Genomic DNA, 14,919 nt, shown 5'->3' on the forward strand with positions numbered 1-14,919 from the left:
TTATTTCCTCCCTTTGTGCCCCTTGCGCGGGGGCGGTTCGGCCCGTCAGTAAGGCAGGCCCACGTAGTTTTCGGCAAAGCTCTTGCGTGCGGTCTCCGACATCTGGAGATATTCGAACTCCGCGCGCTGCATCCGGCGCTCGAACGCACCCGTTTCCGGGAAATCGTGCAGCATCGAGGTCATCCACCACGAGAAGCGCTCGCATTTCCAAACCCGCGACAACGCCGTCTCGGAATAGGCGTCGAGCCCTTCGGACGTGCCGTGGTTGTAGAACCGATCGAAAGCGCGGTGCAGATAATAGACATCCGAGGCCGCGAGGTTCAGGCCCTTCGCGCCGGTCGGCGGCACGATATGGGCGCTGTCGCCAGCCAGGAACAAACGCCCGTGGCGCATCGGCTCGGAGACGAAGCTGCGCAGCGGCGCAATCGACATCTCCAGCGGCTCGCCGGTGACCAGCGTCTCGGCCACATCGGCCGGGATGCGGGTGCGCAGCTCGTCCCAGAACCGCTCTGCGGGCCAGTCTTCCAGCTTTTCGCTCAGCGGCACCTGCACGTAATAGCGGCTCAGCGTGGGCGAGCGCATCGAACACAGCGCAAAGCCCCGATCATGGGCCGCGTAGATCAGCTCGGGCGCTGCGGGCGGCGTCTCGGACAGAAGGCCAAGCCACCCGAACGGATAGGCGCGCTCGAATTCCTGACGGTGGCTCTCCGGGATCGCCTTGCGCGACGGCCCGTGGAAGCCGTCACAGCCCGCGACGAAATCGGCGGTCAGCGTCTTGGCCTCGCCCTCATGGGTGAAATGCACGGTGACGCCGTCGCCCTCGATCCCCTCGATTGCCGTTACCTCGGCCTCGTGCAGCACGGTGCCGCCGCGCGCATCGCGGGCGGTGTAGAGGTCCTGCGTCACCTCGGTCTGGCCATAGACCATTACCCCTCGGCCCGTCAGGCTCTTGATGTCGATATTGAGCCGCTCGTCGTGCCACGAGATCTCGACACCGTCGTGGATTTCGCCCTGACGGTCCATTCGCGCGCCCACTTCGGCGGCGCGCAGCAGATCGACGGTGCCCTGTTCGAGCACCCCGGCCCGGATGCGCGACAGCACGTAATCGCGCGAGCGGCGCTCCAGCACGACGCTCTCGATCCCGTGCAGGTCGAGCAATTGCGAAAGCAGCAGCCCGGCCGGGCCACCGCCGATGATGGCGACTTGAGTCTTCATGCGTTTCCTCCGCAAAGGTCATTGCAGCGCTGCGCGAAAGCGCGCGCCTGCGCCGGGGCCTGCCCTGCCGCAAGAAGCGGATCGGTCAGGATGTTCCCGTCGAGTTCGGGATGGGCGGCCAGAAGCGCCGCCACGGGATCGGGTGCGGCCATCGCCTCTTGCACCGCTTTCTTCGCCGCGTTGCGCGGCAGCGTCTTCGCGAGCGTAAAGATCGCGCGCTCGGCATAGGGGCCGAAGCCCGCAGCCGCGAGATTGGCGCGCATCCGGGGGGCGTCGGCCTCGAGCCCTTCCAGCATCTCTCCGGCAAGGCGCAGCGACGCGCCACAGGCCACGAGGATCGGGCGCAGGCTCATCCATTCCAGCGCCCAGGCGGCGCCGTCGCGGAACTGACCATGGAGCGCGGATTCAAACAGGCTCCCCTGCAGATGCGCCGCGTGACGCGCCAGCGCCACCAGCGCCTCGGCGGCCACGGGGTTCGATTTATGCGGCATGGTGGACGAGCCCCCCCCCGCGATCCGCACCTCGTTGATCCCCGATTGCGCGAGGGTCACGACATCCGTGCCGATCTTGCCCAGCGACCCGGTCAACAGCACCGCCTGCGCGCCGAGCCCGGCCATCGCGTCGCGGCGGCTGTGCCACGGCTGATCCTCGGCCTGAAGCCCCAGCGCCTCCGCCATGCGGTTACGTACCGCCTGCGCCTTGTCGCCCAGCGCCGCGTCGGTGCCGACGGCGCCATGTAGCGCGACCCGCCCGGCGCCCTGCATCACCGCCATGCGCGCCGCCGCGTCGATCAGCGGCTGGCCCCAAGACGCGACCAGCGCGCCGAAAGTCACCGGCAAACCGATCTGGCTGCGGGTTCGCCCGGCCATCACCGTCTCGGCCTCGCGCCCGGCCAGCTCGCCGGTCACGCGGATCACGCGCCGCAGCCGCGCCGCGATCACGGCGAGCGCCTGCGTCATCAAAAGCGCCGTCGCACTGTCGATGATGTCCTGCGAGGTCGCGCCCCAATGGATCGCCTGCCCCGCCTCTTCCGACAGCTTGGCGCGCAGATCGCTCAGCAGCGCCGGAACCGGCACGCCGTCGCGCGCGGCCCCCTCGGCCAGTGTCGCCGGATCGGGCTGGTAACCGGTCAGCTTCTCGGCAATTTCGGTCGCCGCAGCCTCGGACACGACGCCTTCGGCCGCGCAGGCCTCGGCCAGCGCCACTTCGACGCGCACCATCGCCGCCAGCAATGCGGTATCGTCGAGCATCGCACCCAGTTCCGCATCGCCGTAGAGACCGGACCAGAGCGGGCTGTCGAGGGGAGAGAGGCTCATGCGGCCCCCTTCATGGGCAGCGCGAGGATCTCGCGCGCCTGCTGCCATGTGGCAACCGGACGGCCCGCTTTTTCACACAGATCGACCGTGCGCTGGACAAGCGCCGCGTTCGAAGGTGCGAGCGTTTCGCGATCCAGCCGAATGTTGTCCTCCAGACCAGTGCGGCAATGCCCGCCGGTCTCGATGCACCATTGGTTGACGACCACCTGCCCCGGCCCGACGCCTGCCGCGCACCACGTCGCCTCGGGCAGAACGCGGGCACGGGTCTCGCGCATGAAATCGAACGCCGCGCGGTCGACCGGCATCGCGTTCTTCACGCCCATGACGAATTGCACATGGACATTCGCGGGCAACCGCCCGTCGCCGACCAGTTTCGCGGCCTGAAAGATGTGGCTGAGATCGAAACACTCGATCTCGGGGCGCACATCGTAGGTCTTCATCTCCGAGGCCAGCCAGTCGACCAGATCCGGAGGGTTCTCATAGACCCGCGTCGGGAAGTTGTTCGACCCGACCGAGAGCGAGGCCATGTCGGGCCGCAAGGGCAGCATCCCGCCGCGCGTCTTGCCCGCGCCGGAGCGCCCACCGGTGGAAAGCTGCACGATCATGCCGGGACAATGTTCATGCAACCCCTCCATCAGTCGTGCGAAGCGGTCGGGATCGGAACTGGGCGAGCCGTCCTCGTTGCGGACGTGGCAATGCGCAATAGTCGCACCCGCCTCGAACGCGGCCTGCGTCGACTCGATCTGCTCGGAGATCGTGATCGGCACCGCCGGATTGTCGGATTGCTGCGGCACGGAGCCGGTGATCGCGACACATATGATGCAGGGGTCCTGGGTCATGGCTCAGATATCGAAGAAGACGGTTTCGCCCGCACCTTGCAGGCGGATATCGAAGCGGTATTCGCCCGGGCCGGTCGCCTCGGCGACCATCGTGGCGATCCGGTCGCGATGCTCGATCCGCGCGAGAAGCGGGTCGCCCGAGAGATCGTCCTCGGGGAAATACATCCGGGTGTGCAACCCGTGATTGATGCCGCGCGCGAAGATCCAGAACGAGATATGCGGCGGCGTCTCGCGGTCGCCCGAAAGCGCAATCGCGCCGGGCTTGATCGTTTCGAAAATGATCTCGCCCGTGCTGAAATCGGCGGGGATGCGACCGAAGCCGGAGACCGCCGGATCTGCCCCCTCCTGCCCCGGATAGATCCCGGCGGCATCGGCCTGCCAGGTCTCCACCAGACAATCGCGCAGCGGCAGATCGCCGCCGTCGACGACGCGGCAGGTCACCTTGATCCGCTCGCCCTTCGCCTCCGGCCCGGCGATCTCGCGGCCCAGCGTCTCGAAAGGAGCCCCCTCGATGCCGCCCGCCTCGGGAGCGAGCCCGATATGGACGTAAGGCCCTGCCGTCTGCGAGGGCGTCAGGATCGGCTTGTCGAATTTCTGCACCATTACATGCCCTCCGGACGGTTCTCGAAATGGGTCTGGCGGTGGCCGCGCAGCACGATGTCGAAGCGATAGGCGATCGCGTCCATCGGTTTCGTCTCACTCATGTCGAGCGCCGCCACGAGCCGGTCGAGCGCGGCCTTGTCGGGGATCGTCTGCGCGATCGGGCAGCGCGCGATCAGGGGATCGCCCTCGAAATACATCTGCGAGATCAGGCGCTGGCCGAAGCTGTGCCCGAAGATCGAGAAGTGGATGTGGGCCGGGCGCCATTCGTTCGGACCGTTGGGCCACGGATAGGCGCCGGGCTTCACGGTGCGGAACGCGTAGGAGCCGTCCTCGCCCGTGATCGTGCGCCCGCAGCCGCCGAAATCGGGATCGAGCGCCGCCAGATAGCCGTCTTTCTTGTGGCGATAGCGCCCGCCCGCATTGGCTTGCCAGATTTCGATCAGCGCGTTCGGGATCGGACGGTTGTTCTCGTCGAGAAGCCGACCATGCACGATGATCCGCTCGCCAATGGCGCTGGTGCCGGGGCGGGCATAGTTCAGCAGCAGGTCGTTATCGAGCGCGCCGAGCTTCACATGGCCGAAGGTCGGCCCGGTCTCTTCGCTGGGCGAGCTGTCGAAGGCGATCAGCGCACGCTGCGGGCTGCGCAGCACCGAGGTCTTGTAGGCTGGCGTGAAGAGAGGCGGATGGATACCGGCCTCGCGGGGGATCAAACGACCGGTCATTGGCCCATCTCCTTCAGCGTTTCCTTGATGATCTTGATCGCGTGATTGGCGCGCGGCACGCCCGCATAGACCGCGACATGCAGCATCGCTTCTCGCAGATCCGAAGGCGTGGCGCCGGTATTGGCGGTGGCGCGGGTATGCATCGCGATTTCCTCGTGATTGCCCTGCGCCGCCAGAAGCGCGATCGTCACGATGGAGCGTTCGCGCGGCGTCAGCTCAGGCCGCGACCAGACCGAGCCCCAGGCGCCCTCGGTGATGAACTCCTGAAACGGCGCGTCGAACTCGGTCTTGCTCGCATCGGCGCGGTCGACATGGGCGTCGCCCAACACACGGCGGCGCGTTTCCATCCCTGCTTCATATCGCTCAGACAAGCTCGTGCTCCTTCAGAAATTCAGTGATGAGACGCGCGACGTGATCGGGCGCCTCGATTGCGGGGATATGCCCCGCGCCTTCGATCAATTCGGCCCGCGCGCCGGGAATGTCGGCGGCCATCTCCATGACCTGTTCGGGCGGGGTCGCGCCGTCATGGCTGCCCGCGATCACCAGCGTCGGGGCGGAAATCTCGGGCAGAGCGTCGCGCAGATCAGCCCCGGCGAGCGCCTTGCAGCAATTCGCATAGCCCTTGGCATCCGTGCGCGCGACTTCCGTCACCCAGAGCGCGCAGTCGGGATGGGCGCGGAACGCGGGGCCGAACCAGCGCTCGATCACGCCGTCCGCCATCGCGGGCAGACCCTGACTTTCCACGGTGGCGATCCGCTCTGCCCAGCTTTCCTCGGTGCCGATCTTGGCGGCCGTATTGCTGAGCACCAACGCACGCACCCGCTCGGGGGCGATCCGCGCGATCTCCTGCGCGATCATGCCGCCGATGGAGCAGCCGACGAACACTGCCGCCTCGATACCCAGATGATCGGCGACCGTCAGCGCATCCTGCGCCAGATCGGTGATCGTGGGGGCGGTTTCGGAAGTAGCGCTCAACCCGTGACCGCGCTTATCCATGCGCACAAGACGATAGCCGGAGAGCGGGGCGACAAGGCCTTCCCACATCCGCAAATCGGTACCCAGCGAGTTCAGACATATAACCGGGACGCCCTGCGCCGCGCCGTCTTCGCGGTAGTGGATATGCCCCCAGTCGCAATTAAGTGCGTGCATCCTCTTCCTCCCGCCATAATCTTTTCTGAAGTTTTCGCTTGAGCCAAATATAAAATGCACGTTAATCCATAACCCCATGGCTATGCATAAAGGTCTCAAGCTCCGTCACATCCGCGCCTTTCTCGACACGATCGAGGCGGGCGGAGTCTCGGCTGCGGCGCGTAAGCAGGGGATTTCACAGCCTGCCTTGTCGAAGACCCTCTCCGAGATGGAGGCAATGCTGGGCGGTGCGCTACTGGAGCGACGCGGGCGGCGGTTGACCGTGACGCCGGCGGGCGAGGCGTTTCGCCGCCATGCGATACAGGCGTTGCAGGAACTGGAGGCCGGCGCGGCTGCGCTCAGCGGCGACGGGATCGGCGACGTGATCAATGTGGGCGCGCTGCCGACGGTGGCGGGCTCGATCTTTCCGGGCGTAGCTCTCGAGTTCAGCCGCGCCCATCCGGGCACGCGGCTCTCGATCAGCACCGGGCCCAACCTGTATCTGCTCGACCGTCTGCGCTTGGGGGCGATCGACCTGATGATCGGACGGATGCCCGCCGCCGCCGACATGCCGGGGCTGCGTTTCGATTTTCTCTACGAGGAAGAGGTCATTCTGGCCGCGCGCGCGGGCCATCCATTCGCACACCGCCCCGCCCCCGAGGCGCTGCGCCAATGCGACGTGATCCTGCCCACGCGCGGCGCGATCATCCGGCGCATCGTCGACGATTATCTGGGCGCGCAGGGCATCACCGAGCCGCGCTGCCCGATCGAGACAGTGTCGCTCGCGACCGGACTCGGGCTGTTGGAAGGGTCGGATATGCTGTGGTTCATCTCGCGCGGCGTGGTCGCTCGCGAACTGGCCTCGGGGCTTCTGGTGAGCCTGCCGCTGGGCGCGCAGTTCATGTCGGGCGCTGTCGGGTTGACGATGAAGCACGAGATGACCGAGCGCCCCGAGGTCGCCCGGCTAACCGCGATGATGCATGAGGCCGCCCGGTTGCGCGCGGCGACGTCCGGCTGAGTCTCGGCCGAGCCGCCCTGCTCCAGTGCACCAAGCCGCGTGCTGCAGGCTGGACCCCATTTGTGCTATCCGCCATATTGTGAACGATTTTTCATGATTTCTCGCCCCCGAGAGACGCCCGACATGGCCACGATTTCGGGCCCCGCCAAACCGCCGAGATAGGTTACACCAATGCCTGATACCGCCTTGAAAGACCGCCAGATCGCCTGGACTGGGCAGCTCGAACGGATCGGGGCGGATCATGGTTTCTACCGCCGCCTCGATGCCGAGCATAAGGCACTATTCGTCGAGGGCGACGACACGCTGGTCGTGACCTTCGACAATCTCGACGATGCGCGCCAGAAGGTCGAAGAGCGCCTGCCCTGGGGAGTGAATTTCATCAACTCGCAGGGCTGGTCGGCGCTTGGCATCGGGGCGCATGGCTGGACATGGTACCGCGCCGAAGCGGTCTATGATTTCTTCGACGAGATGCGCGAGACCGGATTTTTCGAGCGGTTCCGCCGCGTGGTGTTCTACGGCACCTCGATGGCGGGCTACGCGGCAGCGGCGTTTTCCTCGGCAGCTCCCGGCGCCACGGTGCTCGCACTCTCGCCGCAAGCCACGCTCGACCGCGACGTGACCGGCGGCTGGGAAGGGCGCTATCGCGCGGTCTGGCGGCGCAATTTCACCGATCGCTACGGCTATGCGCCCGATGAGGCCGCACAGGCGGCGCAGATGTGGCTCCTCTACGATCCGACGGTGCGCGAGGATTCGATGCACGCGACCTTGTTCCGCGCGCCCAACGTGACCCGGATCCGCTGTCGACGCTTCGGCCATCGACTGGGGTCATCGCTTACCGCGATGGGCGTTCTGAAACCGATCACGCAACGGGTGGTCGCGGGCGACGCGACCCCGGCGGAGATCTACGCTTTGCTGCGTGCGCGCCGCACCGTGCCCGCCTATCAGAAAACCCTGCTGAAACAGCTTCTCGCGATGAAGCGGCCGCGCCTGACCTATGACTATGCCCATGCGGTGCTGAGGTCCTCCCACCCCGCGCGGCGACCGCATTACCGCAAAGCGATGGACGAGATCGCCAAGCAATTCGACTGGCCCAGCTACACCCCGCCTGCCGTCTGAGCGCCGCGAAAGACCCTTCCGAACAGGAGCCTACCCTTGTCCCAATTGCCGACGATCGCAACCCTGTGGATCGGTGACCGCCTGTCCTGGCTCGAACAGCTGAGCCTGAAATCCTTCGTCGATGCGGGCCATGACACCCTGCTCTATTGCTACAACCTGATCCCGAACGCCCCGCCCGGCGTGACGCTGCGCGATGCGCGCGACATATTTCCGGGCGACGAGATCATCCGCCACAAGCGCACCGGCAGCCCCGCTATCCATGCCGATCTGTGGCGGCTGCACCTGATGGAAAAGACCGATTACATCTGGGTCGATGCCGATGTGCTTTGCGTGAAACCCTTCGATTTCACCGATGATTACGTATTCGGGCTCGAGAAACCGCACCTGATCTGCAACGCGGTGATGCGCCTGCCGGCGGAGTCGCAGACCCTGCGCGGGCTGCTGGATTTCGTGGCCGACCCTTACGCGATCGGGCCATGGCTGAAGGAAGAGCAGCAACAGGAATTGCGCGCAGCCCGCGATCGCGGCGAACCGGTGCATTTCTCCGAGCAGGAATGGGGACTGACCGGCCCGGCCGCGCTGAGCCACTTCCTGCGCGAGACCGGCGAGTGGGACCATGCGCTCTCGCAACAGGCCTTCTATCCGATCTCCTTCAAGGACCGGAACAAGATGATCATGTCGCGCTTCGACGTGGAGGCGGATTTCCTCACCGACGACACCTATGCAGTGCATATGTGGGCGCGTCGGATGAAGCCGCGTCTGGAAGAGGCCGAGAACAACCGCCCCCGGCGCGGAAGCTACATGCACAAGGCGCTGCTGAAACACGGCATCACGCCCTCCGAAGCGCCGATCCCGCCGAAGGTGAAGCCCGTCGACGCCTGACGCAATGGCGCGTCGCCGCGTCGACATCGGCAACGCGCGCGCCCAAGGCGTGGCAGAGGGACATCATGCGCTGCGAGAAACGGATCCGGCCGAGCTGCGCCATATTGCCCGAGCGGTGATTTGCGGCTATCGAACGGACAGGTGCCGGGCACCTGCCGCCTGCAGACAAACGTCACGGTGAAGCCCGGAGCAAGATGACATCTCACCCTCGATGCATTTCGCAGGTGGGCAATGCAGGCACCCTCCCCATTCGAAATGCCTCTGCGGAGGAGTGAGCGATGTCTGTTGGACCCGCTTCGAACACTGTTGAAAACCGCTTCCTGACCCGCCCCGTCGGGCGATTGTTCCTCTCGAATGCGCTCCCCATGGCGGTTGTCATGTCCACCGGGGGGCTGTTGAACGTGATCGACGGCATCTTCGTCGGTCGTTTCATCGGCGCTGAAGCCTTGGCCGCCGTCAGCCTGGGCTTTCCGGTCGTCATGTTGCTCACCGCGCTGACCGCCCTGGGCGGCGGCGGCATGTCGAGCCTGCTCGCCCGCCATCTCGGAGCCGGCGATCGAAGCAAGGCGGGCGCCGTGTTCGCCCGCGCGCACGGCCTGGCGCTCGCGATCAGCGCGGGGTTGATCGCCACGGCGCTGACTCTCGGCCCGTCCGTCGTCTCCGCCCTCGCCGCCGGGAACGAAGCGGTCGCGGCGGAAACGCGCAGCTACCTGCTGATCCTGATCCTCGGCGCGCCGGTCCAGTTCACCTTGGGGCTGCACGCCGATGCCCTTCGCAACGAAGGACGCGCGGGGCTGATCGCGCTGCTCTCGGTCCTGGTGAACCTGCTGAACATCGCGGCGAACTATGTCGCGATCGTACTCCTCGGGCTGGGCGTCGCGGGCTCTGCCCTCGGCACCGTGAGCGCGCAGATCCTCGGGCTGGCGCTGGTGCTGATCGTGCGGGCGCGCGATCGGGATCTGCTGCCGCTCGGGGCGCTCGTGCAGGCCAGTTGGCTGTCGGGATGGGGGCGGATTCTCGCGCTCGGCCTGCCGCTGTCGCTGACCTTCATCGGGATGGCGCTGGTCAGCAGCACGGTTCTTCTTCTGATCGGCACCACCTCCGCGGATCACGCGAGCTATGTCGCGGCCTATGGTGTGGTGACGCGCATCCTCGGGCTGGCCTTCCTGCCGCAGATGGCGATCGCGCTGACGACGCAGAGCATTACCGGAAACAATGTCGGCGCAGGCCGCATGGCGCGCGCCAGTGCGGCCCTGCGCCTCGCAATCGCCGTCGTGTCTCTCTGGTGTGCCGGTGTGGCGCTGACGTGTCTCGTCGCGGGTGAACCGCTTGGTGCGATGTTTTCGGAAGATCCGCAGGTCACGGCGGCAGTCGCCGCGATCCTGCGACCGATGACGGCGCTCTACGTCTTCACCGGGCCGATCCTCGTTCTCGCGATGCACTTTCAGGCGATGGGCCATCCGCTGCGGACGGCGGTGCTGACACTGGTGAAACCCTGGTTGTTGGTGCCGGCCCTGCTGGTCCTCATGAATGCGCTGGCCGGTATCGAGGGCCTTTGGTTCGCCTTTCCGATTGCGGATGCAGTTCTGCTTGGCCTCGCGCTGCTCCTGATCAGGCGGGTCCGTCCTATCGCCTCCCTCTCGGCGGCCCCGTCTGCCGAGAAAGCGGCCTGACATCGCCGCTCCCGAGATCGCGTCGCCCGAGGCCGGATGGCGTGGCTGCGAACGGACGCGCGCCCCCAACCGGGGCGCGTGCCTGCAGGTGACCCGACCTTTCCAAATGCGATCTGCCCGCTCGCTTTAGCGGCCCACCAGTCGGCAACGAGATCGCGTTATCAGCCGTCGGACCGGTTCCAGACGGCGCTGGAAGACGCGGGCCTCAGGTCGGGCGGCGCGGTCTCGAGATAACGCCGGAACCGCCGGACCAATTCGTCGGCGATCACCGGCTTTTCGAATTCCGCGACGATGTTCGGGAACTTGGATCGTTCGAAATTGACGACCTCCGCACCGCTGCCGACGATGACCGCGGGAATCCCGTGCCGTTTCAGCCAGGGAAGCGCTTGGGCAGCGGCGGCTTCGTGCAGCGTGACGTCAATCACCGCCGCCAGAATCCCGCCCGGGCCATACGCCTTCAGCTCACTCACATCGCACGTGGCGCAATGCGCGACGCGGAATCCGGCCTCCTCCAGCACCTGCTCGAAGTCGAGCGCGAGGACTGTTTCACTCGTAAAAAGCACAACAGGGCGAGAACGAACCAGATCGCCTTGATATGTCTCTGCGTTCTTCTGTTCCATGTGTGAAGTCTAGCATAAATTTGAGGTTTTCGGTATTCATTTCAATTACATAAACTTAACACCCTCGGCCACTTGACAACCTTGACTGCGAGCAGTTCGTGACCTCCCTGCCCTCAATTGACAAACTTCTCGAAGGTATTAACCTTGGGTAAGCTGATTTAAGTTGAGTAAGTTTAGTCGGTCCGGAGGGTTTCATGGCGAACGACCGCGGCAAGCGCCTGACCAGACTCCAGATCATGGTTTCGGACGACGAAATCAAAGCACTGGATGACTGGCGTTTTTCCCAGCGGATGCCGAGCCGTGCTGCCGCCATTCGCGAATTGCTCCGACGCGGCCTCGGGGCCGAAGGCTATATCGGAGAGGCCGGCAAGCAAGGCGATTCCAGCAGTTTCGGCGTCATTGACGTCAACCCTGATCGCCCGACATCGCGGTGATGCGCGCTCGGGCGCTGTCCGTCGTGACGCTCTGCGCGACGAGCCAGTCGCGGAATTTCTTCGCCTTTGCGGAGGCGCGCCGGTGAACCTTGATGTAGAAGCACTGCGGTGACACGACGCTTTCCGCCCCGAGCGTGACGAGCTCTTCGGCCTCGATGAGGTGACCCACGAGGCCGTCCCAGCCCAGCAAGGCGCCGATGCCTTCCTTCGCCATCTGCAACCCGATCATGTAATTGTTGACGGTGATCCGTTTGCCGGTCGGCTGCGGGCACCCAAGCTCGGACAGCCAGTCGGGCCATTCGGTCCAGCGATGGCGCTCGCGGGTGATGTGGATCAGCGGGACACGATGCAGGTCATGCGCGGAGGCGATGCCGTAACGCGCGGCAAAAGCCTCCGAGCCGACCGCGCAGATACGGTCCTGAAAGAGCTGCGTGCAGCTTTCGTCCCCTTCGGGGAACACGCCGTAATGCAGGCTCAGATCGACGGTCGCTTCCAAATCCACCGCGTCGCTCACGATCTGCGAGACGTTGATTTCCGGGTGGGTCAGCCAGAATTCCGTCAATCTCGGGGTGAGCCAAAGCGAACTCACCGCGGTCGAGGCCAGCACCATCACGTCGTCTTCCGCGACGGGCCCGCGCATGTCGCGCACCACGTCGGAGATGGCTTCGAAGCTGCGCTGCACCGCGTTGAAAAGATAGGCCCCGGCTTCGGTCAATTCGACGCCGCGATGCTGGCGGCGGAAAAGCTGCTGGCCAAGCTCCGTCTCGAGCGCCCGAATCTGATGGCTGACGGCCGTCGGGGTCACGTTCAGCTCTGACGCCGCCGCCTTGAAGCTTAATTTTCGGGCAGCCGCCTCGAAACAATTCAGTGAGCTAAGCGAGGGAAGATCATAGGGGCGCTGCATGATGTCGGTTTCGAACCATTCCATGTCGAAATATGTCTTGGGTGAGTTCAACTCACCCCGGATGAATATTTATGACGTTGAGAGGCACAAAAAAGCAAATTTGAAATGAGGTGAAATCACGCTTGGATAGGAAAGGCCGCGCCCGTGACACCTCCTCTTGCCGATCTGCTCGCACATCGCAAACCCGGATATTCGCTCGACCGGGCCTTCTATACCGACCCGGGCATATTCGAGGCGGATCTCGAGCATATCTTCTATCGCCAGTGGCTCTTCGCCATTCCCGCCTGCCAGCTGGTCAAGACCGGCGACTATGCGCGCCTGAAGATCGGGGCCTATGACGTCGTTCTGGTCAAGGGCAGCGACGGCGAGATCCGGGGCTTTCACAACACCTGTCGTCACCGTGGCTCGATCCTGTGCAAGACGAGCGCGGGCCGCGTGGCCAAGCTGGTCTGCCCCTATCACCAGTGGACCTACGATCTCGATGGCAGCCTGCTCTGGGCGCGCGACATGGGGCCGGATTTCGACCCGGCAGCGCACAGGCTGCGCCCGGTTCAGACCCGCGACCTCTGCGGCCTGATCTATATCTGCCTTGCCGATGACGCCCCCGAATTCGAGGCCTTCGCCGCGATGGCCCGCCCCTATCTGGAGGTCCACGACCTGCACCGGGGCAAGGTTGCCTTCACGTCTTCAATCATCGAGGAAGGCAACTGGAAGCTGGTCTGGGAGAACAACCGCGAGTGTTATCACTGCTCGAGCAACCACCCCGAGCTGTGCAACTCCTTCCCGCTCGACCCGGAAGTCGCGGGCGTTTCCCCAGATGGCTCGATCTCGAGCCGGCTGCAGGGGCATTTCGACCGCTGTGAGGCATCCGGCGCCCCGGCGCAGTTCCGTCTGGGTGGCAACGGCCAATACCGCCTGGCGCGGATGCCGCTGCAGGACAACGCCGTCAGCTACACGATGGACGGTCGGGCGGCGGTGCGCCGCCCCCTCGGCCGCGTCGCCCTGCCCGATGCCGGCTCGCTTTTGAAATTCCACTACCCGTCGACCTGGAACCATTTCCTGCCCGACATTTCGCTGACCTTCCGGGTGATGCCGATCAGCCCCACGCAGACCGAGGTGACGACCTGCTGGATCGTGGATCGCGATGCGGTCGAGGGGGTCGATTACGATCTGCAACGGCTGACCGAAGTCTGGATCGCCACCAACGATCAGGATCGCGAGATCGTCGAGGACAACCAGCGCGGCATCAATTCTCCGGCCTATACGCCGGGCCCCTATAGCCCGGACTGGGAATCGGGCGTGATCCAGTTCGTCGACTGGTATGCCGCCACCATGACCCGCGCGGTTGCCCCGCGCAGCCTCGCGGCGGAGTAGGCTCATGGCTGCAAATGCTCAACCGCTCCTTCAGTTCTGGACCGACGACGAACCGCTGGAATGCGTCAACTTCCTGCCCGAGGCCCCGAATACGGCGAGCTTCACCTTTCGCCCGCCCTCGGGCGCGCTGTTCCACTTCAATGCCGGGCAGTTCGTGACGCTGGAATTGCCGGTGGCGGGCGGCCCGCTGCACCGGACTTTCACGATCTCCTCGTCGCCATCGCGGCCCACCTCGCTCACCGTCACGGTCAAGGCACAGCCGACCTCGCTCGGCACGCGCTGGATGCTCGACAATCTGCGCCCCGGCATGCGGATCAAGGCGTTGGGGCCTGCGGGGATGTTCTCGAACGTCGTGCATCCGGCGTCGAAATACCTGTTCATCTCGGCAGGCTCCGGCATCACCCCGATGATGTCGATGACGACGCAGCTCTACGATGCGGGCAGCGACCCGGACATCGTCTTCATCAACTGCGCGCGTCGTCCGTCCGAGATCATCTTCCGCGAACGGCTGGAGCATATGGCCTCGCGCCTGCCCGGCATCGCACTGACATGGGTGGTTGAAGAGCAGGATCCCTACGCGCCCTGGACCGGGATCAAGGGGCAGCTGAACCAGCTCATCCTGGGCCTCGCAGCCCCCGATTACCTCGAGCGCGAAGTGTTCTGCTGCGGCCCCGAGCCCTTCATGCGCGCGGTGCGCGAGGCGCTGACCGGGTTGGGTTTCGACATGGACCACTACCATCAGGAGAGCTTCAACGCGCCGGTCGCCGACCGCCCCGTCGAGCCCGAAGACGACGTGACCCCCGACGAGGATGCCGCCGTCGAGGTCACTTTCGCCAAATCCGGCAAGACCGCGAAGATCAAGGAGACCGAAACCCTGCTCGCCGCCGCGAAAGCTGCGGGCGTGCCGCTGCCGTCCGGCTGCACTTTCGGGGTCTGCGGCACCTGCAAGATCAAGACCAAGGGCGGTCAGGTCCACATGGTCCACAATGGCGGCATCACCGATGACGAGATCGAAGACGGCTACGTCCTCGCCTGCTGCTCGAACCCGATCGGGGATGTCTCGATCGACGCCTGA

At 65.2% G+C, this 14,919-nt stretch carries 16 protein-coding genes; 7 read left to right on the plus strand and 9 right to left on the minus strand.

What is annotated here, in order from left to right; translation table 11 throughout:
* Positions 1-45 precede the first annotated feature (45 nt).
* The 7 genes from pobA to pcaD are packed head-to-tail and all read right to left on the minus strand — an operon-like array spanning position 46 to position 5,844.
* Complete coding sequence (pobA, locus tag DEM26_RS07965) at positions 46-1,215, minus strand: 4-hydroxybenzoate 3-monooxygenase (protein WP_088718375.1); 1,170 nt, start codon at positions 1,213-1,215, stop codon at positions 46-48.
* Positions 1,212-2,531, minus strand: coding sequence for a lyase family protein (locus DEM26_RS07970; RefSeq protein ID WP_158275099.1), 1,320 nt, complete (start codon positions 2,529-2,531; stop codon positions 1,212-1,214). Before DEM26_RS07970 ends, pobA begins: the two co-directional genes overlap by 4 nt.
* On the minus strand, positions 2,528-3,370 hold the full coding sequence (locus DEM26_RS07975) for a 3-keto-5-aminohexanoate cleavage protein (protein ID WP_088723270.1): 843 nt from the start codon (positions 3,368-3,370) through the stop codon (positions 2,528-2,530). The genes DEM26_RS07970 and DEM26_RS07975 overlap by 4 nt, the downstream gene beginning before the upstream one ends.
* A 3-nt stretch (positions 3,371-3,373) precedes the next feature.
* The gene (gene pcaG / locus DEM26_RS07980; protein WP_088718373.1) at positions 3,374-3,973 is read right to left on the minus strand and encodes a protocatechuate 3,4-dioxygenase subunit alpha; all 600 of its coding nucleotides are present in this window, start codon (positions 3,971-3,973) and stop codon (positions 3,374-3,376) included.
* A complete protein-coding gene (pcaH, locus tag DEM26_RS07985) occupies positions 3,973-4,695 on the minus strand; it encodes a protocatechuate 3,4-dioxygenase subunit beta (RefSeq protein WP_088718372.1) in 723 nt (240 codons plus the stop codon). Before pcaH ends, pcaG begins: the two co-directional genes overlap by 1 nt.
* Positions 4,692-5,066, minus strand: a complete 375-nt coding sequence (gene pcaC, locus DEM26_RS07990; protein WP_199224641.1) for a 4-carboxymuconolactone decarboxylase — start codon at positions 5,064-5,066, stop codon at positions 4,692-4,694. The genes pcaH and pcaC overlap by 4 nt, the downstream gene beginning before the upstream one ends.
* Positions 5,059-5,844: a 3-oxoadipate enol-lactonase gene (gene pcaD, locus DEM26_RS07995; protein ID WP_088724477.1), complete on the minus strand. Its 786-nt coding sequence runs from the start codon at positions 5,842-5,844 to the stop codon at positions 5,059-5,061. The genes pcaC and pcaD overlap by 8 nt, the downstream gene beginning before the upstream one ends.
* Before the next feature lie 76 nt (positions 5,845-5,920).
* Between pcaD and DEM26_RS08000 the strand changes: the two genes are divergently transcribed.
* The 4 genes from DEM26_RS08000 (at position 5,921) to DEM26_RS08015 (ending at position 10,512) form a co-directional block, all read left to right on the plus strand.
* Positions 5,921-6,841 carry a LysR substrate-binding domain-containing protein gene (locus tag DEM26_RS08000; RefSeq protein WP_109172111.1) on the plus strand — a complete coding sequence of 307 codons (921 nt, stop codon included), beginning with the start codon at positions 5,921-5,923 and terminating at the stop codon, positions 6,839-6,841.
* Between the two features lie 171 nt (positions 6,842-7,012).
* Complete coding sequence (locus tag DEM26_RS08005) at positions 7,013-7,957, plus strand: phosphoadenosine phosphosulfate reductase (protein WP_109172112.1); 945 nt, start codon at positions 7,013-7,015, stop codon at positions 7,955-7,957.
* 36 nt (positions 7,958-7,993) lie between these two features.
* Positions 7,994-8,839, plus strand: a complete 846-nt coding sequence (locus DEM26_RS08010) for a hypothetical protein (protein ID WP_088723266.1) — start codon at positions 7,994-7,996, stop codon at positions 8,837-8,839.
* 278 nt (positions 8,840-9,117) lie between these two features.
* Positions 9,118-10,512, plus strand: coding sequence for an MATE family efflux transporter (locus DEM26_RS08015; RefSeq protein ID WP_109172113.1), 1,395 nt, complete (start codon positions 9,118-9,120; stop codon positions 10,510-10,512).
* Between the two features lie 161 nt (positions 10,513-10,673).
* Here DEM26_RS08015 and DEM26_RS08020 read toward each other — a convergent pair whose 3' ends face one another.
* The gene (locus DEM26_RS08020) at positions 10,674-11,132 is read right to left on the minus strand and encodes a hypothetical protein (protein WP_109172114.1); all 459 of its coding nucleotides are present in this window, start codon (positions 11,130-11,132) and stop codon (positions 10,674-10,676) included.
* Positions 11,133-11,326: 194 nt separating this feature from the next.
* Here DEM26_RS08020 and DEM26_RS08025 point away from each other — a divergent pair, with 194 nt between their 5' ends.
* Complete coding sequence (locus DEM26_RS08025) at positions 11,327-11,566, plus strand: hypothetical protein (RefSeq protein ID WP_075777024.1); 240 nt, start codon at positions 11,327-11,329, stop codon at positions 11,564-11,566.
* Here the strand turns inward: DEM26_RS08025 and DEM26_RS08030 are convergent.
* Positions 11,538-12,494: a LysR family transcriptional regulator gene (locus tag DEM26_RS08030; RefSeq protein WP_233243053.1), complete on the minus strand. Its 957-nt coding sequence runs from the start codon at positions 12,492-12,494 to the stop codon at positions 11,538-11,540. The two genes, DEM26_RS08025 and DEM26_RS08030, sit on opposite strands and share 29 nt — an antisense overlap.
* Positions 12,495-12,614: 120 nt before the next feature.
* Here DEM26_RS08030 and DEM26_RS08035 point away from each other — a divergent pair, with 120 nt between their 5' ends.
* Together DEM26_RS08035 and DEM26_RS08040 are read left to right on the plus strand one after the other, a co-directional pair.
* Positions 12,615-13,844: an aromatic ring-hydroxylating oxygenase subunit alpha gene (locus DEM26_RS08035; protein WP_109172115.1), complete on the plus strand. Its 1,230-nt coding sequence runs from the start codon at positions 12,615-12,617 to the stop codon at positions 13,842-13,844.
* A gap of 4 nt (positions 13,845-13,848) precedes the next feature.
* Complete coding sequence (locus DEM26_RS08040; protein ID WP_088718364.1) at positions 13,849-14,919, plus strand: hybrid-cluster NAD(P)-dependent oxidoreductase; 1,071 nt, start codon at positions 13,849-13,851, stop codon at positions 14,917-14,919.

Source organism: Thioclava sp. NG1 (genome assembly GCF_003122275.1).
Lineage (GTDB): Bacteria > Pseudomonadota > Alphaproteobacteria > Rhodobacterales > Rhodobacteraceae > Thioclava > Thioclava nitratireducens.